The following is a 19,857-nucleotide window of genomic DNA, read 5'->3' as shown; positions in this document are numbered from 1 at the left end:
TTCCTAGATTTGGTAGCGATCGCTCCCAAATTCCACGCAGGCTAGCATTGGGAGCGATCGCTCCACAACACGTCCCGGAGGGGAGGCCCGATGGCGAGGCCGCGCGAGTTCGACGAGGAGGCCGCCGTCGCCGACGCCGTCACGGTCTTCTGGCGCCTGGGTTACAACGCGACGAGCGTGCGAGACCTCGGCGAGGCGCTCCGGCTCAGCCCCAGCAGCCTGTACCGCACCTTCGGTGACAAGCACCGGCTGTTCCTACGGGCTCTCGACCACTACCGGGATCACGAGAGCACCGAGGGCCTCACCCGATTCCAGGCCGCCGCCCCGACCGTCGACGATCTCGTCGAGTCCCTGATCGCCATCGCCATCGGGGCGGACGCCCAGGCCGACGAGCCGGCCGGCTGCTTCGCGGTCAACACCGCCGCCGAGATCGGCTACACGGACCCCGAGGTCGCCACCCGCACCGAGGCGGCGTTCGACCTCACCCGCACCGGACTGCGCGATCTGCTGTGCAGGCTCCGCGACACCGGGCAGCTGCCGGCCACCGCCGACCCCGACACGCTCACCGACGCGCTGTTCACCCTCATCATCGGCTGGCGGGTCCGCATCCGCGCGGGGCACAGCGCGGCCGAGCTCACCTCGTCGATACAACGAACCGTCGCCGCCTTGACCGGCCGCCCCACCACGGACGTGCGTTAGAACAGCGAGCCGCCCGCCGGGCCCATCATCTGGGCACGGACCAGCGGGATCGGCGGCCCGCCGTAGGACAGGAACCGGTCGTGGAACTCCTTCCACGCCGCCCGGCCGCCCCGGCTCGCCGTCCAGTCCTCGCGCAGCTTGCGGATCATCAGCTTGCCCATCGTGTAGTTCAGGTACGCGGGGTCGTAGGTGCCGCGCGCGGCCTGCTGGCGGGCGTTGCCGGGATCCTGGAAGGCCTGCTCGCGGAACATGGTCTCGCAGCTGGCCTGGCTCATGCCCTGGGTGTGCAGCCCGATCGAGCACAGGAACCGCACGTTGCGCAGCAGCGCCTCGGTGAGCTGGCCGACGTGCGTGGCCGGCGAGCCGTTGCCGAGGCCGGCCTCCCACATCATCTCCTCGGTGTAGTGCGCCCAGCCCTCGGAGTAGGCGTAACCGACGAACAGCTGCCCGAACTCGGATTTCGACCGGTTGGCGTGCAGGAACTGCAGGAAGTGGCCGGGCCAGACCTCGTGCGCGGAGGTGAACAACAGCGACGACTCACCCGGGATGTACGCCTCCTGCTCCTCCTTCGGCCACGACGGATCCGGCGGCGCGATGTAGTAGACCGACGGCATGCCCTTGTCGTAGGGGCCGGGGATGTTGATGAACGCAAAGTTCGAGCGCTGGTACGGCGGGGCCTCGTCGACCTTGGCCTCCTCCGGGCCGGGAATGGTCACCACGTTGTGGTCGACGATGAACTGGCGCAGCGAGACCAGCTGGGTGCGGGCGGCCTCCACCGAGCTGCCCGCCGGCTTGACGGCGGCGTCGGCCGCGACGCAGTCCTGGATCGTCGCGCCCGGCCGGAACTGGGCGCAGGCCTGGCGCAGCGCGTCGAGGTTGCGTGCCAGGTCGGCGCGCCCGACTCGTTCCAGCTCGGGGATCGGGGTGGTCACCCGCTCGGTCTTGTTGAGCATGTCGGCGAACTTCTCCGGGCCGAGCACGAAGTTCTCGCCGGCCTGGGGCATGGCGGCGTTGAGCCAGTCGGCGAGCTCGCGCATGGCGCGGGCGGCCGGCTCGACCGCGGCGGTCAGCTCGCCCCGCAACGCCTGGTCGGTGACGCTCGCGAACACCTTCGGCACGTCGTTTCGGTAGAAGTCCGGATAGCCGCCGAACCCGTCCACGCCGTACTTGATGAAGCTCTTGGGCAACGGCATCCGCAGGTTCGCCCGGATCTGCGCGACGGCGGTCGGAATGGCGCGCGCATAGGTGACGAACGCCTTGAGCCGCGCCTCGGGCGAGGCGTACGGGCGGGTCAGGTAGACGCTCGGGTCCAGCCCGCCGTCCAGGTAGTAGGCCGGGTTCGTGAACGGCTGCTCGACCTCTTCACGCCAGAACAGGTCGGTGTCGATCCGGGACAGCAGGTACTGCCGCTCGAAACGCTGGTCGTCGTTCAGCGAGCGGTCCTCGAACTTCTCGGCCGCCGCGCGCCGCTCGTGCAGCCACTGCGTGTTCGCCCGGATCCCCTCCGGGGTCCAGTCCGGCAGCCGCCCGTCGTACTCGTGGCGGCCCTGCGAGACCGCGAACGGTGGGTTGCGCGCGAAGTAGCCCTCCTGGAAGTCGCGCAGGAAACCGGCCCAGTCCCCGCCGGCCGGCGGCGCGGGCGATGGCGCGGGCGCCGTCGCGCAGCCGGTGACGATCATCAACGGGACGACGACGAAAACAGCGACACGGCCCAACCACCGGTTCATGGATCCCCCCGAGAATCGATGTGCCAGGCGTCACATGGTTCCACCTAGATCGATTCAAGGTCGAGCACCACGCACGACTGTGGACGAAACCGGTCAGCGGCGGAGTATTTCGGTCACGGACGCCGGGGTGGGGGGTGGCGCGGCGGTCGGTTCGCCCACCTCGGTCACCGCCTCCGGCTCCACCCGGTGCGGACGCAGCTCGCCGGACCGGATCACCTCGGCGTAGTGGCAGGCCACGGTGTGCGCCTCCAGCCCGGGATCGGCCCCCGGCAACCGGCGCAACACCGGGCGCTCGTCGGCGCACCGGGTGGGCTGGCGCCACGGGCAGCGGGTGTGGAACCGACAGCCGCTCGGCGGCGCGGCCGGCGAGGGCAGGTCGCCGCTGAGCAGGATCCGCTCCCGGCGGTCCTCCACCTCAGGGTCGGGCACCGGCACCGCGGACAGCAGCGCGCGGGTGTACGGGTGCAGCGGCGTGTCGTACAGCGACCCCGCCGGCCCCTCCTCGACGATGCCGCCCAGGTACATCACGCCGACCCGGTCGGCCACGTGCCGCACCACCGCCAGGTCGTGCGCGATCACCAGGTAGGTCAGCCCGAACTCGTCCTGCAGGTCGTCGAGCAGGTTCAGCACCTGAGCCTGCACCGAGACGTCCAGCGCGGACACCGGCTCGTCGGCCACTATCAGGTCCGGCCGGACCGCGAGCGCCCGCGCGATGCCCAGCCGCTGGCGCTGCCCGCCGGAGAACTCGTGCGGATACCGCCGCAGCGCCCCGGACGGCAGCCCGACCGCGTCCAGCAGCTCGCGCATCCGCGCGTCCGTCGCCTCCTCGCTGGACTCCTCCAGCGCATGCGCGCGCAGCGCCTCCAGCAGCATCGAGCGCACCGACTGGCGCGGGTCCAGGCTGGCCAGCGAGTCCTGGAACACCATCTGCAGCCGCCGACGGATCCGGCGCAGCGCCTCGCCGCGCAGCCCGGCCAGGTCCACCCCGTCGAACACCACCCGCCCCTCGGACGGCTCGGTCAGCCGCAGCAGTGCCCGCCCGAGCGTGGACTTCCCGCACCCGGACTCGCCGACCAGCCCGTACGTCTCGCCGGCGCGGATGCGCAGCGACACCCCGTCCACCGCGTGCACGTGCCCGACCGTGCGGTCCACGAACAGCCCGCGCTTGATCGGGTAGCGCACCGCGAGGTCGTCCACCTCGACCAGCAGCCGATGGGTGGTCATGACGCCGGCACCGGGTTGTGGCAGCGCAACAGCCGGTCCTCCCCGCCCCGCTCCACCGGCGGCGTGACCTCCCGGCAGGAGTCCAGCACCCGCTCGCACCGTGGCGCGAACGCGCACGCGTGCGCCCACGGCAGGTTGTCCGCCACCGAGCCCTTGATCGCGTCCAGCCGCCCGCCGGGGGCGGCGTCCAGCCGAGGGATCGAACCGAGCAGCCCGTGCGTGTACGGGTGCCGAGGCGTGGCGAACAACTCGCGCCGCTCCGAGCGCTCCACCACCCGCCCGCCGTAGAGCACGTTCACCTGGTCACACAGGCCGGCCACCACCCCTAGGTCGTGCGTGATCATGATCAGCGCGGTCTCGGTGTCGGCGACCAGCTCGGCGAGCAGCGCCAGGATCTGCGCCTGGATCGTGACGTCCAGCGCGGTGGTCGGCTCGTCGGCGATGAGCAGCCGGGGCCGGCACGCCAGCGCGATGGCGATCAGCGCGCGCTGGCGCATGCCGCCGGAGAGCTGGTGCGGGTACTCCCGCAGCCGCCGCGCCGGGTCCGGGATGCCGACCCGGTTGAGCAGCGCGACCGCCTCCTCCCGCGCGGCGCCGGCGGACATCGAGCGGTGCCGGCGCAGCACCTCGGTGACCTGGATCCCGATCGGGACCACCGGGTTCAGCGCGGACAGCGGGTCCTGGAACACCATGCTCAGGTCGCACCCGCGCCGGTCGCGCATCTCCGGCTCGGGCAGCGCGAGCAGGTCGGTGCCGTCGAACACCGCCCGCCCGCTGACCCGCACGCCCCGGCGCGGCAGCAGGCCCATCACCGCCAGCGCGGTCACCGACTTGCCGCAGCCGGACTCGCCGACCAGCCCGACCACCTGCCCGGGCTCGACGTCGAAGCTCACGCCGTCCACCGCGACCGTCTCCCGCGCCCCCCGGCGGTGCCCGGAGAAGGCCACCCCCAGCTCGCGCACCTCGAGAAGGGCCATCACGTCACCGCCGGTTCTTCGGGTCGAGTGCCTCGCGCATCGCCTCGCCGAGCAGCGTGAAGCCGAGCGCCACCAGGATGATCGCCACCGCCGGGTAGAACGCCAGCTCGGGGCGGACGTCCAGGTAGGCCTGCGCGTTGGCCAGCATCAGCCCCCACTCCGCCCGCCCCGGGTCGGCGTCGCCGAGGCCCAGGAAGGACAGCGCGGCCGCCTCCAGGATCGAGCTGGCCAGCACCAGGGTGGCCTGCACGATCACCGGGCCGACCGCGTTGGGCAGCATGTGGCGCAGCACGATGTCCTTGCGGCGCACCCCGAGCGCGGTGGCCGCCAGCACGTAGTCGCTGTGCCGCTGCGCGAGCATGCCCGCGCGCAGCAGCCTGGCGAACACCGGCAGGCACACCATGGACACCGCGATGATCACGGTGGTCTGGCTGGGGCGGGCGGCCAGCGCCGCGATGGAGATCGCCAGCAGCAGGCTGGGGAACGCCAGCAGCACGTCGGTGACCCGCATCAGCAGCGCGTCCACCCAGCCGCCGAACGCCCCGGCCAGCACCCCGATCACCGATCCGGCGGACAGCCCGATCAACGTGGCCAGCACGCCGACCAGCAGGGTCTGCTGGGACGCCAGGATCATCCGGGACAGCTCGTCGCGCCCGTTCTGGTCGCTGCCCAGCGGGAACCCCGGGCGCGGGCCGGGTATCGAGTCCGGCCGCAGCGCCGCGCGCAGCTCGTCGAAGCTCTGCGCCCCGTCGTGCGGCGCGAGCAGCGGCGCGAACAGCGCGATCAGCACGAACACCGCGATGATCGCGGCGCCGCTGATCGCCACCGGGTCGCGCCGCAGCCTGACCAGCGCCTCGGCGAGCAGGCTGCGCCCCTCCTGGCCGGCGCCCGCCTCGGCCAGCGAGTCCAGCCGGTCGCGCCGGCGCCGCAGCAACACGTTCATGACACCCGCACCCGGGGGTCGATGACCGCGTACGAGACGTCGACCAGCAGGTTGACCACCACGTACACCAGGGCGCCCATCAGCAGCAGCGCCTGCAGCCGGGGATAGTCATGCCGGTAGATGCCCTCCGAGAGCAGCGTGCCGACCCCGCCCCAGACGTACACCGTCTCGGTGAGCACCGCGCCGGCCAGCAACAACCCGGTCTGCAGCCCGATCACCGTGGACACCGGCAGCAGCGCGTTGCGCAGCACGTGCCGACCCCGGATGGTGACCGGCGCCAGCCCCTTGGCCCGCGCGGTGCGGATGTAGTCCGAGCCGAGCACGTCCAGCACGGACGCCCTGGTGATCCGGACGATCACCGCCAGCGGAATGGTGGCCACCGTGACCGCCGGCAGGATCAGGTGCGCGAACGCGTCCCATGCCGCGTCGAACTCCCTGGTGATCAGCCCGTCGAACACGGCGAACCCGGTGACCCGGGTGGCGTCCAGCCCGATCGACTGCCGGCCGGAGGGCGGCAGCCAACCGAGCTTGACCGCGAACACCGCCTTGAGCAGGTAACCGAGGAAGAACACCGGCACCGCCACCCCGACCAGGCTGGCGATGATGGTGGCGCTGTCCAGCGGCCGCCCGCGCCGGGTCGCCGCCAGGTAGCCCATCGGGATGCCCACCGCTATCGCGATGAGCAGCGCCATCACCGCCAGCTCGATGGTGGCCGGCATCGCCCTGCCGATCTCGGTCATCACCTTGTCCCCGCTGACCAGCGAGCTGCCGAAATCGCCGGTCAGCGCGCGGCCCAGGAACCGCACGTACTGGGTCCAGATCGGCTGGTCCAGGCCCATCACGTGGTTCAGTGAAGCGACCTTCTCCGGGGTCGCCTTGTCCCCGAGCAGCGCGGCCGCCGGCCCGCCCGGCAGCGAGCGCAGCCAGGCGAACACCAACACGGACAGCAACAACAGCGTCGGCACCACCTGGAGGAGCCGCCGCACCACGAACCGCAGCATCGGACTACTCGGCCGCGCCCTTGCTGACCGGCCCGAACACCTCGTAGGTGAGCGGGCTGGGGATCAGCCCGTGCACGTTGTCCCGCACCACGATGAACGCCGGCGCGCTGGCCAGCGGCACCGAGGGCAGGAACTTGGCCATCAGGTCCCTGTTGGCCTGCTGGTAGGCCGCCGTGTGCCCGGCCGGGTCGAGGGTGCCGTCGGCCTTGGTCAGCTCGTCGAACATGGCCGGGTCGTTGACGCCGAACTCCGGCTTCTGGCGGCCGAAGAAGGTGCCCACGAAGTTGCCGGCGTCGTTGTAGTCGCCGGTCCAGCCCAGCAGGTGGATGTCGTGCTTGCCGAGCTTCTGCACGTCGTCCTTGTAGCCGCTGTTCCACGGCTTGGGCACCGGGTTGACGGTCACGCCGATCTGGCGCAGGTCCTCGGCGATCACCGCGAAGATGTCCGTCGGGTTCGGCATGTACGGGCGGGTGACCTCGGTCGGGTAGTAGAAGGTCAGCGTCAGGTTGGACGCGCCCGCCTCGGCGAGCAGCGCCTTGGCCTTGGCCGGGTCGTACGGGTACTGCTGGACGTCCTTGGTCCACCCGGCCATCGCCTCCGGCATGAACTGGGAGGCCACCACCCCGCCCTCCGGGAACTTGTTGCGGACCAGCGCCTCCCGGTTCACCCCGTAGGCCAGCGCCTGGCGCACCCTGATGTCGCGCAGCGCCGGGTTGTTCTTCTGGTTGATGCCCAGGTACAGCAGGTTGAACGGCTTGCGGGCCAGCACCTGGAAGCCGTCCTTGCGCAGGCTGGCCAGGTCGGCGGGCGACGGGTAGTCGTAGCCGTCGATGGTGCCGGCGCGCAGCTCCTGCTTGCGCGCGTTCTCGTCCGGGATGATCTTGAAGATGAGGCGCGCGACCTTGGCCTTCTCGCCCCAGTAGTCGTCGTTGCGGACCATGGTGATGGTGTTGTTGGCCTTGTCGTAGGCCTCGAACTTGAACGGCCCGGTGCCGGTCGGGTGCGCGGTGGCGTACTCGCCGTAGCTGAACGAGTCGCCGCTCTGGGTCACCGCGTCGGCGTTGTACTTCTTCAGCGCCGTCGGGCTGGAGATGGACAGCGAGGTCAGCCCGAACGCGGCCGGCAGCGCGCCCTTCGGGCGGTTCAGCTTGAGCACGGCGGTGTGCGCGTCCGGGGCCTCGCAGGACTGGTAGAGCGGCTGGCCGCCGGCGTCGCCCTGGTTGTGCGCGAAGCCCTCGAAGATGTCCCCGTAGTAGATCATCTGGGACTGGGCGGCCGCGCCGGGCATGTTGTACCAGCGGTCGAAGTTGGCGCACACCGCGGCGCCGTCCACCGGGGTGCCGTCGTGGAACTTCACCCCGTCGCGAATGGTGAACGTCCAGGTCTTGCCGTCGGCGGAGTTCTGCCAGGCGGTGGCGAGGCCCGGGGTCAGCTCGGCGGTGCCCGGCTTGTACGTGATCAGCGTTTCGTACATCTGCCGGATCGGACGGAAGCTTTCGCCTTCATCGGTGAAGACCGGGTCGAACATCTTGGGCGCGCCGGCGGCGCCGAACACCAGGGTGTCGCCGTTGCCGCCACCCTGGCCGCGCTGCGAGGTGGCGCAGGCGGTCAGTGAGGCCAGCAGCAGTCCGGCGGACAGCGCCGCGAGCATCTTTGCGCGCGACGGCAGGAAAGGACGCATGTGAACGCTCCCCCTCGGAGTAGTCACGATCGAGTGACCCTATTAGTGAGCGGTACCACATGGGTAGACCCGAGCACCAGAAACTGGTGCTCGCGGCATGGTGTTATGCCGTTGTCACATCACAGTCACATCGCTCGGCGGCCGGACAGTGCCCGGCCCAGGGTGAGCTCGTCGGCGAACTCCAGGTCGCCGCCCATCGGCAGGCCGGACGCCAGCCGGGACACGGTGAGACCGGGGAAGTCGCGCAGCAGGCGCAGCAGGTAGGTGGCCGTCGCCTCACCCTCGGTGTTCGGGTCGGTGGCGATGATGATCTCCGCGATGGCCGTCTCGTCCTCGGCGGGGCCGGTGCCGCCGATCCTGGACACCAGCTGGCGGATCCGCAGCTGGTCGGGGCCGACGCCGGCCAGCGGGTCGAGGGCGCCGCCGAGCACGTGGTAGCGGCCCCGGAACTCGCGGGTGCGCTCCACCGCGAGCACGTCCTTGGGCTCCTCGACCACGCACACCAGGGTGGCGTCGCGGCGGGCGTCGGCGCAGTAGCGGCACCTGTCCTTCTCCGAGACGTTGCCGCAGACCTCGCAGAACCGCACGCCCTGCTTGACCCGTTCCAGCACCTCCACCAGCCGGCCGACGTCGGCCGGGTCGGCGGCCAGCAGGTGGAACGCGATGCGCTGCGCGCTCTTCGGGCCGATGCCGGGCAGCCGGCCCAGCTCGTCGATCAGGTCTTGGACCGGTCCTTCGAACACCGTGTGTGTCGTCCCCCGCGTGAAGGCCGGTCAGGCGTTGCCGCCGGGGCCGCCCGGGCCGATGCCGGGTAGCCCGAGGCCGCCGGCCAGCTGGCCGAGGCCGCCCGCGACGCCGCCGAGCTTCTCCTCCTGCAGCTCCTTGGCGGCCCGGTCGGCGTCCTGGATGGCGCCGACGATCAGGTCCTGCAGCGTCTCCACGTCCTGCGGGTCGACCACCTTCGGGTCGATGCTCACCGAGCGGATCTCGCCGGCCGCGGTGCGGGTGACCTTGACCAGGCCACCGCCGGCCTGGCCGGTGACCTCGGCCTCGGCGAGCTCGTCCTGCGCGGCGGCCAGCTGCTGCTGCATGCGCTGGGCCTGCTGGAGGATCATGTTCATATCGGGCTGACCCATGGTCATGGGACTGGTCTCCTCCGTGCCTCGGCCGTGCTTGCCGACCAGCGTAGTCCCGTGGCGGCGGTCGGAGGCGGCGACGCGGCCGGTCAGCGGCGGACTCGGGCGGCGAAGCCGTCCAAGATCACGGCGAGCTTGTCGTCGAACCGGCCTCGGCCGCTCCAGGCCGCCTCTTCGAGTACCGAGTCGTCCAGCTCGGCCCACACCCTGGTGAGCAGCTCGCGCAGCCGGCGCGGGCCGTCGGCGGTCTGGTGCACGCGGTCCAGCCCGCGCATCGCTATGTCGCTGCACAGCGTGAGGTCGACGATCATGTCCACGGCAACCAGGGCGTCCCTCGGGGAGAACCCGGCGGCGCGCAGGGCGGTCCCGTAGCCGACCAGGACGCGGACGAACGGCTTCGGCGCGTTGGGCAGGGCGTAGAGCACCTCGGCCATGCCCGGGTAGCGGTTCAGGAACGTCCACAGCGCCTCGGCGAACGCGGTCAGCAGCGGGCGCCAGTCCTGGTCGGCGGGCGGCCATTCGAACTCGGAGGTAGCCAGCTCGACGGCGGCGAAGACCACCTCGCCCCGGTCGCGCACGTAGCCGTACAGGGTGGAGTGGCTGACGCCGAGCACCCTGGCCGCCGCGAGCACGGACACCGCCTCCATGCCCCGCTCCCGACCGGCCTCCAGCGCGGCCCTGGCGATGTCTTCTCTGGTCAGGGAGGGTGGGCGCCCGGGCCGTTTGCCTTCCCCGGACGCCTCGTTCATGGCGGCGGACCTTACCCGGCACGGGGTGAGTGCACCGTCAACCACCACGTGGTACGGGTGTCGGCGTCGGGTCCTGGAGTGGGCCATGCGATCGTGAGGGGCGTGATGTCCGCGCGAGTCGCCCCGGCACGGTCGGGCGTGCGGGCGGCCGCCGCGGCCGCCCTGCTTGCGCTGTCGCTGGTCGCCGGCTGCGGCGGCAGCTCCGTGCAGCCCACGCCCGCCGCGTCCACCGCCGGCTCCGCGCCCGACCCCACCGACCCCGCCGCTCACATGCGCACCGTCCTGCTCGACCCGGGCCACAACGGCGGCAACGACCCCAAGGCGATGGCCAAGAAGGTGCCGGACGGCCGGGGCAAGACCAAGGAGTGCAACACCACGGGCACCTCCACCGACGACGGCTTCCCCGAGCACAAGTTCACCTGGGACGTGGCGTTGCGGGTGCGCCAGCTGCTCATCGACAACGGCGTGAACGTCGTGCTGACCAGGGAGAACGACAAGGGCGTCGGGCCCTGCGTTGACGAGAGGGGCAAGAAGGCGGCCGAGGTGAACGCGGACATCGCGGTGTCCATCCACGCCGACGGCGCGCCGCCGAACGGCAAGGGGTTCCACGTCATCTACCCCAAGCCCCCGCTCAACACCGCCCAGGGCGCGCCCTCGCTAGCCCTGGCCACCGCGCTGCGGGACTCGTTGCGCGGCGCCGGGCTGCCGGTGTCCAGCTACGCGGGCGTGAACGGCCTGTCGGGGCGCTCGGACCTGGCCGGGCTGAACTTCTCCAAGCGGCCCGTCGCCATGGTCGAGTGCGCGAACATGCGCAACGCCGAGGAGGCCGTCACGGTGTCCAACGGCGTCGGGCGCGCCCGGTACGCGCAGGCCATCGTGGTCGGGATCCTGGCCTGGCTGGGCCGCAACCCGCCGGCCAGCGCGAAGCCCTCGGCCGCCGCGGACCCCAGCCGTTCAGCGAACAGCCGCGCCGAGGGCTCGGAGTCCGACGGGGAGCGGTCCGGCTCGTCCGCGTCCAGCTCACCATCCGCAACCCCGTCCGCCAGGGCTCGGACGGCCAACTAGTCAGCGGGGTGGATCCTCGACGGCGCGGGCGCCAAGTTGGGCGGTGAGCAGCTCGATGGCGACCTCTTCGGGGTCACGGCGGGCGCTCTGCTCGCCGCCGTCCGCGCTGGAGTGGGCGGCCTCGGCGAGCATCTCCTCCTCGTCGTCCGGCGGCGGCTCGGGCGGCGGGGGTGGGTCCTGCGCGGACGTGCGGGCGGCGGGCGGCCGGCGGGACGGTGCCGGGGGCGGGGTTGGCGCGCCACCGCCGTTGCCCCCGTTGCCGCCGTGACCACCGTTGCCACCGCTCGGGCCGGAGTTGCGGGCGGCCGGCGGGGCGCCGTCGTGCTCGCAGCGGACCCGCCAGGCCACCCCCAGCTCGGCCCGCAGCGCGGCGGAGATCACGTCGGTGTTGCGCTGCTCGGAGAGCCTCCTGGCCAGTGGCGCGGCGGCGATGGCCAGCACGAGCGTGTCGCCTTCGACCGCCTTGACGGTGGCGTTCATCAGCAGCGCGCCGGTGCTGCGGCTGCCCTGCTTGGCGCGTTCCAGGATCCCCGGCCAGCTTCGGCGAACGGCCGCCGCGTCGATCGTCCCCGCCCCGGCGGGGGCGGCGGGCTCGGCCGGTTCGGGCTCCGGCTCTGGCGATGGCGCGGCCGCCGGTGGTGGTGGTTGTGGTGCGGCGCGTTCGGGGGCGGCGGGTGGTTGCTCGGGGGCGGGCTGTTCGGTGGCCTGGGACCGGCGCTGGAAGGTACGGCCCGCGTGTGCGGCACCCTCGGGAGCGGCGGCGCGCGGTGCCTCGGGCTGCGGTGATTCGGGGCGCGGTGCCTCGGTGGGCTCGGGGCGCGACTCGCCGTCGGTGTCGGTGCGCGGCTCGGGCGCGATGGACACCCGCCGCTCCATGCGCTCCAACCGCTGCAGCAGCGCGGCGTCGCCGGTGGTCGCGGCGGGCAGCAGCATCCGCCCGCAGAGCAGCTCCAGCAGCAGCCGGGGCGCGGTGGCGCCGCGCATCTCGGTCAGCCCGGTGTGCAGGATCTCGGCGAACCGGCTCAGCGTGGCCGGGCCGAGCCTGGCGGCCTGGTCGGCCATCCGGTTCAGCTCGTCGCCCGGCGCATCGACCAGCCCGCGCGCGGCCGCGTCCGGAACCGCGTCGAGCAGCATCAGGTCGCGCAGCCGGTCCAGCAGGTCGGCGGCGAACCGCCGGGGGTCGTGCCCGGCCTCGACCAGCCGGTCCACCGTCTGGAACACCGCGGCGCCGTCGCCGGCGGCCAGCGCGTCGACCGCGTCGTCGATCAGCGCCACGTCGGTGACGCCGAGCAGCGCGACCGCCCGCTCATAGGTCACGCCCTCCTCGCCCGCACCGGCGATCAGCTGGTCCATCACCGACAGGGTGTCCCGCGCCGAACCCCCGCCCGCGCGAATGACCAGCGGGAACACCGCGGGCGCCAGCACCGCGCCCTCGTCGGCGCAGATCCGCTCCAGCAGCGCGCGCAGCGTGCCCGGCGGGATCAGCCGGAACGGGTAGTGGTGCGTGCGGGACCGGATGGTCGGCAGCACCTTGTCCGGCTCGGTGGTGGCGAACACGAAGACGAGGTGCTCCGGCGGTTCCTCGACGATCTTGAGCAGGGCGTTGAAGCCCTGCGTGGTGACCATGTGCGCCTCGTCGATGATGAACACCCGGTAGCGCGACTCGGCGGGCGCGTAGAACGCCCTGTCGCGCAGCTCGCGGGCGTCGTCCACACCGCCGTGCGATGCCGCGTCCATCTCGATCACGTCGATGTTGCCGGGACCCTCCGGCGCGAGCGCGACACAGGACGCGCACACCCCGCACGGGTCCGGCGTCGGCCCCTGCTCGCAGTTCAGCGACCGGGCCAGGATGCGCGCGCTCGACGTCTTCCCACAGCCGCGCGGCCCGGAGAACAGGTATGCATGGTTCACCCGCCCGGCGGCCAGCGCGGTCCGCAGGGGCTCGGTGACATGCTCCTGGCCGACCACGTCGGCAAAGGTCGCCGGGCGGTACTTGCGGTACAGAGCCAGCGCCACGACCGCGAGGCTACCGGTCGCCCCCGACGCCCCGACCCGGCAGGGGGCCGCTAACAGAAGGGGACCCCGCGCACCCGCCAGAGCCCGTTGACCCTTGCTGCCTTCCGGCCCTGGGGGAGTTCACAGGATGGACGCCGCGCGGGGTCCACCGCCCAGTGTAGCCACCACCCACCCCCCACCGGCGAGTCGGGCGTCTCGGCACAGCGAGTCGGGCGTTCTGGCACAACCATGTGTGCTGGCACGCCCGACTCGGTGTGCTCAGGCCCCCGACTCGCCGGTGGGAAGAACGCCCGTCGAGGTCGGCCCCGTACCCGCTGGTCAGGACCCGCTCTGCTAACCTTCGTAACGGAGGATTCGCCTAGTGGCCTAGGGCGCACGATTGGAAATCGTGTTGGGGTTGATAGCCCCTCAGGGGTTCAAATCCCCTATCCTCCGCCACCTGACCAGGCACTACGCCGGTCACCCACGATCATCGGTGACCGGCGTTCGTGCCCGTCTCAGAACGGCGGCCGCTCACGGGCGACCTCGTACGCCATGACCTCGCCGCCGCGCATCGCTACTCCCGTCTCGGGAGCCATCGCCACCTTCCGCCATGCCTCGAGAGCGTCCCAGGACTCCCAGCGCTCGAAGTTGTTGACCCGCTCCGGGTCCAGCGGGTCGGCGGTGATCGCCACGTCGAGACACCCCGGCGCCCGGCGTGCCCGGCTGATCAGGTCGTGGTGTGCGGCCACCCACGCGTCTCGCCTGTCGGCGTCGACCTTGACATGGCCCGCGATGATCCACATAGCTGTCACTCCTCGATGGACGTCGTCTACCAGGTAGACCGTCCGGGGCACCGGAAACTCATCGGCACGCGAGGTCGATCGACTTGTCCATCACCACGCAGGGCAGCCGGACACCGTCCGGGAGGGTGATCTCCACGTCGTCGCGCGCCCGGAAACCGTAGGCCCGGTACAACGGCACGCCGGGCAACGTCGCCATCAGCGTCATCTGGCCGAACCCGGCCTCGTGCGCGGCCCGCTCGCAGGCGACCAGGATCGCCCTGCCCAGCCCGCGCCGGGTCCACTCCGGGTGGACGAACATGGCGCGCACCCGCGCCGGCTCCGACGCCGGATCGAGGTCGCGCACGTCGCCGGTCGCGTCGCCGGACCCGGTGTAGAGCTTGTCCCGCCTGCTCCAACCGCCACAGGCCACGACCATCCCGTCCGCCTCGGCGACGAAGTAGGTGCCGTCGGCGAGCAACTGGAGATCGACGACCGGAACGTGCCGGATCGCGCTCGCCGCCAGCCGCTCCGGATAGAAGCGCGGAAACAACTCCTCCGCCGACCGCCGCATCAGAACCGAGCACGCCTCGGCGTCGTCAACCGTGCCGACCCGAAGCTCCGTCAACGCCACCAGCCCATGATGCCGGGCGTCGCTGTTGAGCCGGGCGCGCGCTGCCGCCGCGGGTTAGCATCGCGTTCGTGCCCGAACCGGTCACCAGCTCCGAGGCGCACGGCATCCCGGCGGACGGCCTGGTCGCCGTGGTCAAGCGGGACTGCCCCACGTGTCAGCTGGTCGAGCCGGTGCTGGCCGCGCTCCCGGTCACGGTGTACACCCAGGACGACCCGACGTTCCCGGAGTCGGTGGCAGGCGTCCGCGACGACACCGCGCTGGACGTCAGCCTCGCGCTGGACATCGAGACCGTACCCACCCTGCTGCGGTTCGAGAACGGCACGGAGACCGCGCGCACCGTGGGCTGGCTGCGCCCGGACTGGGAGGAGCTGGCCGGCGTCACCGGCCTCGGCACCGAGCTGCCCGAGTACCGGCCCGGCTGCGGCTCGCGCACCGCCGACCCCGAGCTGGCCGACGAGATCCTGGTCCGCACCCGGGGCGCGGCGCTGCGCTCCCGGCCGCTCGAGCTCAGCGCGCTGGAGGACGAGGCCGAGGCGCTGTTCGACAGGGGCTGGTCGGACGGGTTGCCGGTGGTGCCACCGACCCCGGCGCGGGTGCTGCGGATGCTGGCCGGGACGTCCCGCGCGCCCGACGACGTGGTGGCCACCGTGCCGCCGAACCTGGTCGAGGCGACCGTGGAGAAGGTCGCGATCAATGCCGTGATGGCCGGCTGCCGCCCGGAGTACCTGCCGGTGGTGCTGGCCGCCGTGCACGCCGCCTGCACCGACGAGTTCAACGCGCACGGACTGCTGGCCACCACCTGGCCCGCCGCGCCGGCGATCGTGGTGAACGGGCCGATCGCGCGCTCGATCGGGATGAACGCCAAGGGCAACGCGCTCGGCCAGGGCAACCGCGCCAACCTCACCATCGGGCGGGCGCTGCAGCTGGTCATCCGCAACGTCGGCGGCGGGCGCCCCGGCCAGGTCGACCAGGCCACCCTGGGCCACCCCGGCAAGCTCGGGTTCTGCTTCGCCGAGGACGAGCGCGGCTCGCCGTGGGAGCCGCTGTCGGTGTCGCGGGGGATCGCGCCGGGGGCATCGGCGGTCACCGTGTTCGCGGCCGAGGGCCCGCGCGGGCTGGCCGACCAGATCTCCCGCACCCCGGAGTCGCTGGCCCGCTCGCTGGCGGCCGGGCTGCGCGCGGTGTTCCATCCCAAGGTGCCGATGGGCTTCGACGCCACCCTGGTGGTGTGCCCGGAGCACGGGCGGACGTTCGCCCAGGCCGGCTGGTCGCGGGCACGCCTGGAGAGCGAGCTGGCCGAGGCGCTGAGGCTGGACCCCACCGAGCTGGAGCGCGGCGCCGGCGGCATCGAGCTGGGCATCCCGCCCGGCGCGGCGAGTGGCCCGCTGCCCAAGTTCCGCGACGGCGGGCTGATGATCGTGCACGCCGGCGGCGACGCCGGGATGTTCTCGGCGGTGATCGGCGGCTGGGTCGGCGGGCCCGGCGGCAGCGAACCGGTGACCAGGGAGGTTGACCCATGGACCTGACCGGGCGGATCGTCCTCGACCCCACCGACGAGCGCGCCTCCACGCACCGCGAGCCGCTGGCGCGCCCTGCCACGCTGGACGGGCTGCGGGTGGGGCTGCTGGACATCTCCAAGCCGCGCGGCGACGTCTTCCTCGACCGGCTGGCCGAGCTGCTCGCCGAGCGCGGCGTCGCGGTCCGCCGCTACCGCAAGCCGACGTTCGCCAAGCCCGCCCCGATGGACCTGCGCCGGGAGATCGGCGCCGAATGCGACGTGGTGATCGAAGCGCTCGCCGATTGAGGCTCGTGCACGTCGTGCAGTGTGCACGACTTCGTTTCCCTCGAGGCCCAGGGCGTGGTCACGGCGTTCATCGCGTCCGCCGTGTTCGAGCCGGCCTCCGAGGCACAGGCCGCCGCGCTCGGCTACCGCGCGGTCCCGTCCGTCTTCGTCCCCCACCCCATCCAGGACCGCACCGACGACGAACTCCGCGCCCTGGCCGAACACGCCCTGAAGCAGGTGCTCGCCGCCGTCACCGGCTGACGAACTACGCGCTGGACACCAGCTCGCGCACCTCACGCAGGGCGCGCAGCCGCGCGGCCTGTGCCGGCACCTTGTTGAGGGCGAACATGGCGGACGTGCTCATGTGGCCATTGCGGTGTCCGGGGGCCAGCGACTCGTACACCTCGGCGACGTGGTGGGTTCCCTGTACGACGTCTCCCGAGACGATCATGCAGGCCGCTTGGTGGAACTTGACCTGGGCGACCGCCAGCGAGCGCGGCGAGCACAGGGCCAACGCGGCGTCCTGCGCGGGGCCGGCGTCGCGGGTGTTCCCCAGGTATGAGTGCACAAAGCTTCGCGTGTGGTGCAGGCGGTGCTCCGACCAACCCCACATGGTCGGATCCGAGCGGATGGCATCGCCAAGCTCGTCGAAGACGTGTTCGAGTTCGGACAGGGTGCTGTGCGCGCCCGCTCGGTCGCCTTCCAGGGCCAAGACCTGAGCGCGAGCACCCAGCGCCGAGGCCGTGCCCGACGACGGTTTGCCACCGGTCTCGGCAAGCACGTCATCGGCGATCCGCAGGGTGGACGCCGTGCCTCCCGGACCGTAGAGGCTGAAGATCGCCCGCCGGCCCCCGATGTGGCCGCTCAGGTCGCGGTCATCGCTCGACCTGGCCGCCCGCTGTGCGGTGCGCCAGTACCGTGCCGCCTCACTCCAGTACCCGGCACTCACCAGTGCGACGGCGGCAAGGCCACTCAGCCGTGCGCACACGCCGGCCAGCGCCGGCCGCAAGCTCCCATCGGCGGCGGCGAGATGAGTGCGCACCTCGTCCAGGTCGGCCAGGAGATGCGGGAGCAACTGATCCCGGCTCACCCGAGCCTGCGCGGAGAGACGTGCGTATTCGTCGACGGTGCGCTCCCAGTCGGCCACGTCTCGCACCGTCGTATGGAGGGCCAGGGCTGCGTCAAGACTGCGGCGGACCGGCTCCGCGCCGGCGACCATGCCACTCACCACCGCACCGAGCAGGAGGGTGCGTCTGCGCATGTCGTCATCCTCCCCGGAGGCCCAGTCTGCGCCCGCATCGACGGATTGGCCATGGCTGCCCAGTGGACCGAGCAACTCCGCGACCGGGTGGCCGAACTGCCGCTGGAGCACCCGCGAGGTCGCCTTGTGCGGATTCGTCGCCTGACCGGACGCAAGACGCTGCAGATGGCGCGCGGTCATCGACGCGACCGCCAGCCCCGTCTCACGGTGGAACTCCCGCGCATGCCGTTCGAACTCGTGTACGACCCTTCGGCGACCAACTGCTCCAGCAGGGTGCGCGGCTGTTCGAGCGACATGACCTGTCCCCTCTCGAAAGGGGGAGCATCATCCCACCTCATCCCGAGGCGACGGTCGTCCTCCCGGCGATCAGGGCTCCCACCACGCCCAGCCCGGCCAGCACCGCGTACAAGACCGGCAGCGCGACCGACGGCGTCCCGAGCACCGCCAGCAACCCACCACCCACGGCGATCATGGTCGCGGAGCCGAGCTGGTCGGACATCTGCGCGGCCGAGGTGTGGAAGCCGACCTCGGCGGGGTCGGACAACCGCAGCAGCAGGAACGCCACGGACGGGAAGCACAGCCCCATGCCCAGCCCGGCCATCGCCCACACCGGCACCGCCAGCCACGCCACCCCCCAGCTCGGCGCCACCAGCAGCAACGCGCCCGCCCCCGCGGCCAGCAGGCAGAACCCGATCCGCAGCAGCCGTGCCCTGGGCAGGTCGGGATGGCGCCCCTGCCAGATGGACGCCGCCGACCAGCCCAGCGAGCCGACCACCAGCGGGATCCCGGCGGCGGCCAACGACCAGCGGTGCGTGCTGGTCAGCGCCAGCGGGATGTAGGAGTTGCTGGTGAAGAACAGCGCGGCGCACAGCCCGCGCGCGGCCACCACGGTGGGCACCCCGCGCCGCGCCCGGAACACCCCGGCGGGCAGCAGCCGGCGGATCGAGGGCACCAGCACCACCAGCGCCCCGACGGCGATCAGCGCCCCGCCCACCCCGATCCGTTCGGACGCGGCGCTGATCCCGGACACCCCGGCCGCCGCGCCGAACGCCGCCAGCACCAGCCCGCGCCGCCTCGGCGCCCGCTCCCGGGAAGGATCCGGCCCATCGAGCCGGCGCACGGCCGGAACCACCAGCGCGAGCGCCAGCACCACCACCGGGACCAGCCCGAAGAACACCCACCGCCAGGACAGCCGCTCGGTCACCAGGCCGGCCACCGGCGGCCCGACCAGCGACGGCAGCACCCACGCCGAGGACATCGAGCCGAACATCGCCGGCCGGATCCGCTCCGGGTAGAGCAGCGCGATCAGCACGTAGATCGCCACCGTGACGCTGCCCGCGCCGAGCCCCTGCAGCACCCGCCCCACCAGCAACTGCGCCATCGAGCCCGCGGTCCCCGCCGTCACCAGCCCGGCGCCGAACAGCACCGGCGCCAGCACCAGCGGCACCCTCGGCCCGGACAGGTCGCACCACCGGCCGCCGACCACGGTGCCGAACACCGCCGCCGCCATGAACGCCACGAACGGCAGCGCGTACAGCGACACCGTGCCCAGCTCCGCGACCAGCGCGGGCATCGCCGTGCCCACGCCCATCGCCTCGAAGGCCACCATCAGGATCAGCAGCAGCACGCCGACCGTGGTGGCTCTTCGCCGAGGGCCGAACAGCTCGCCGCGCATGGTCATACCTCATACCCTGCAACCTCGACCACGCTGCAGGTCAAGGCGGTTACCCCGGAACTGTCGGCCCCCGCTGGTAGCACTGTGCCCGAAAGGGGGAACCTGTGATGATCAAGACATTGGTGGCCACCGGTCGGTCCCAGGGCCGGAGGTTGAACGACTTCAACTGGTGCATCGAGGGCGAGCTGGTCTGCCTGGGTGCGATCTGCGACGACGCCGAGGTGGATGTGGAAAGCGAGTGCGGCTGCGGCCGCGCCTTCTACGGGCTGAACTCCCACGAGGGCACCACCACCGCGGTCGTCGCCGAGGTGCCGCTGACCAGGGAGGAGTACATCGAGGCCCACCGGTCCAGCTTCGAGGCGCAGTACAAGCCCACCGCCTCGGCCACCGTCGAGGCGGACGGAATGATCGAGATGGTGGAGGACTGGAGCCCCGGCACGGTGGTGGAGCGCCAGGGGTGGGACGTAGTGGTCCGCTACCCGCCGCGCATCAGGTGGCTGCAGGTGGCCCTGGAGGACGACTGAG

The 19,857-nt window shown here is 72.2% G+C and carries 19 protein-coding genes, 1 tRNA gene and 1 other RNA gene; 6 read left to right on the top strand and 15 right to left on the bottom strand.

Annotation, left to right across the window (positions count from 1 at the left end; translation table 11 throughout):
* Positions 1–90 precede the first annotated feature (90 nt).
* A complete protein-coding gene (locus tag N912_RS0143385) occupies positions 91–699 on the top strand; it encodes a TetR/AcrR family transcriptional regulator (protein ID WP_028927363.1) in 609 nt (202 codons plus the stop codon).
* On the opposite strand, the gene N912_RS0143380 is transcribed toward N912_RS0143385, so the two are convergent.
* From N912_RS0143380 to N912_RS0143340, 9 genes are all read right to left on the bottom strand, one after another.
* Positions 696–2,426: a DUF885 domain-containing protein gene (locus N912_RS0143380; protein WP_028927362.1), complete on the bottom strand. Its 1,731-nt coding sequence runs from the start codon at positions 2,424–2,426 to the stop codon at positions 696–698. The genes N912_RS0143385 and N912_RS0143380 overlap by 4 nt on opposite strands.
* A gap of 93 nt (positions 2,427–2,519) precedes the next feature.
* Entirely contained in the window at positions 2,520–3,650 is a 1,131-nt protein-coding gene (locus tag N912_RS0143375; protein ID WP_028927361.1) for an ABC transporter ATP-binding protein, read from the bottom strand.
* On the bottom strand, positions 3,647–4,627 hold the full coding sequence (locus tag N912_RS0143370; protein WP_028927360.1) for an ABC transporter ATP-binding protein: 981 nt from the start codon (positions 4,625–4,627) through the stop codon (positions 3,647–3,649). Before N912_RS0143370 ends, N912_RS0143375 begins: the two co-directional genes overlap by 4 nt.
* A 4-nt stretch (positions 4,628–4,631) precedes the next feature.
* Positions 4,632–5,570, bottom strand: a complete 939-nt coding sequence (locus N912_RS0143365) for an ABC transporter permease (protein WP_028927359.1) — start codon at positions 5,568–5,570, stop codon at positions 4,632–4,634.
* Positions 5,567–6,571, bottom strand: coding sequence for an ABC transporter permease (locus N912_RS0143360; protein ID WP_028927358.1), 1,005 nt, complete (start codon positions 6,569–6,571; stop codon positions 5,567–5,569). The genes N912_RS0143365 and N912_RS0143360 overlap by 4 nt, the downstream gene beginning before the upstream one ends.
* 4 nt (positions 6,572–6,575) lie before the next feature.
* A complete protein-coding gene (locus N912_RS0143355) occupies positions 6,576–8,252 on the bottom strand; it encodes an ABC transporter substrate-binding protein (protein ID WP_156994367.1) in 1,677 nt (558 codons plus the stop codon).
* A 125-nt stretch (positions 8,253–8,377) separates the two neighbouring features.
* Positions 8,378–8,995 carry a recombination mediator RecR gene (gene recR / locus N912_RS0143350; protein ID WP_028927356.1) on the bottom strand — a complete coding sequence of 206 codons (618 nt, stop codon included), beginning with the start codon at positions 8,993–8,995 and terminating at the stop codon, positions 8,378–8,380.
* A gap of 30 nt (positions 8,996–9,025) precedes the next feature.
* On the bottom strand, positions 9,026–9,394 hold the full coding sequence (locus tag N912_RS0143345) for a YbaB/EbfC family nucleoid-associated protein (RefSeq protein ID WP_084211839.1): 369 nt from the start codon (positions 9,392–9,394) through the stop codon (positions 9,026–9,028).
* A gap of 83 nt (positions 9,395–9,477) precedes the next feature.
* Positions 9,478–10,137, bottom strand: coding sequence for a TetR/AcrR family transcriptional regulator (locus N912_RS0143340; RefSeq protein ID WP_028927354.1), 660 nt, complete (start codon positions 10,135–10,137; stop codon positions 9,478–9,480).
* A 105-nt stretch (positions 10,138–10,242) separates the two neighbouring features.
* Between N912_RS0143340 and N912_RS58345 the strand changes: the two genes are divergently transcribed.
* Complete coding sequence (locus N912_RS58345) at positions 10,243–11,202, top strand: N-acetylmuramoyl-L-alanine amidase (protein ID WP_084211859.1); 960 nt, start codon at positions 10,243–10,245, stop codon at positions 11,200–11,202.
* On the opposite strand, the gene N912_RS0143330 is transcribed toward N912_RS58345, so the two are convergent.
* Positions 11,203–13,218: a DNA polymerase III subunit gamma and tau gene (locus N912_RS0143330; RefSeq protein ID WP_211261603.1), complete on the bottom strand. Its 2,016-nt coding sequence runs from the start codon at positions 13,216–13,218 to the stop codon at positions 11,203–11,205.
* A 55-nt stretch (positions 13,219–13,273) separates the two neighbouring features.
* Positions 13,274–13,368: signal recognition particle sRNA small type (gene ffs, locus N912_RS61670), an RNA gene on the bottom strand.
* A gap of 197 nt (positions 13,369–13,565) precedes the next feature.
* Between ffs and N912_RS0143325 the strand changes: the two genes are divergently transcribed.
* Positions 13,566–13,656 (top strand) — tRNA-Ser (locus N912_RS0143325).
* Between the two features lie 59 nt (positions 13,657–13,715).
* On the opposite strand, the gene N912_RS0143320 is transcribed toward N912_RS0143325, so the two are convergent.
* On the bottom strand, positions 13,716–14,003 hold the full coding sequence (locus N912_RS0143320) for a putative quinol monooxygenase (RefSeq protein WP_028927352.1): 288 nt from the start codon (positions 14,001–14,003) through the stop codon (positions 13,716–13,718).
* Positions 14,004–14,061: 58 nt separating this feature from the next.
* Positions 14,062–14,613, bottom strand: a complete 552-nt coding sequence (locus tag N912_RS0143315; RefSeq protein ID WP_028927351.1) for a GNAT family N-acetyltransferase — start codon at positions 14,611–14,613, stop codon at positions 14,062–14,064.
* 68 nt (positions 14,614–14,681) lie between these two features.
* On the opposite strand from N912_RS0143315, the gene N912_RS58340 reads away from it, so the two are divergent.
* Positions 14,682–16,139 carry a thioredoxin family protein gene (locus N912_RS58340; protein ID WP_051581605.1) on the top strand — a complete coding sequence of 486 codons (1,458 nt, stop codon included), beginning with the start codon at positions 14,682–14,684 and terminating at the stop codon, positions 16,137–16,139.
* Entirely contained in the window at positions 16,130–16,657 is a 528-nt protein-coding gene (locus N912_RS66660) for a UGSC family (seleno)protein (protein WP_273701363.1), read from the top strand. The genes N912_RS58340 and N912_RS66660 overlap by 10 nt, the downstream gene beginning before the upstream one ends.
* Before the next feature lie 4 nt (positions 16,658–16,661).
* Here N912_RS66660 and N912_RS0143295 read toward each other — a convergent pair whose 3' ends face one another.
* Positions 16,662–17,837 (bottom strand): hypothetical protein, encoded by a 1,176-nt coding sequence (locus N912_RS0143295; protein WP_156994366.1) that lies wholly within the window; start codon positions 17,835–17,837, stop codon positions 16,662–16,664.
* Positions 17,838–17,991: 154 nt separating this feature from the next.
* Complete coding sequence (locus N912_RS58335) at positions 17,992–19,338, bottom strand: MFS transporter (protein ID WP_037069710.1); 1,347 nt, start codon at positions 19,336–19,338, stop codon at positions 17,992–17,994.
* Between the two features lie 101 nt (positions 19,339–19,439).
* On the opposite strand from N912_RS58335, the gene N912_RS58330 reads away from it, so the two are divergent.
* Positions 19,440–19,856, top strand: a complete 417-nt coding sequence (locus N912_RS58330; RefSeq protein ID WP_064745548.1) for a DUF7715 family protein — start codon at positions 19,440–19,442, stop codon at positions 19,854–19,856.
* Position 19,857 lies beyond the last annotated feature (1 nt).

This window comes from Actinospineispora acaciae DSM 45401 (assembly GCF_000620785.1).
Taxonomy (GTDB): domain Bacteria; phylum Actinomycetota; class Actinomycetes; order Mycobacteriales; family Pseudonocardiaceae; genus Pseudonocardia; species Pseudonocardia acaciae.
The sequence above is the reverse complement of the archived record's forward strand: the minus strand, read 5'-3'. Positions and strand labels throughout refer to the sequence as shown.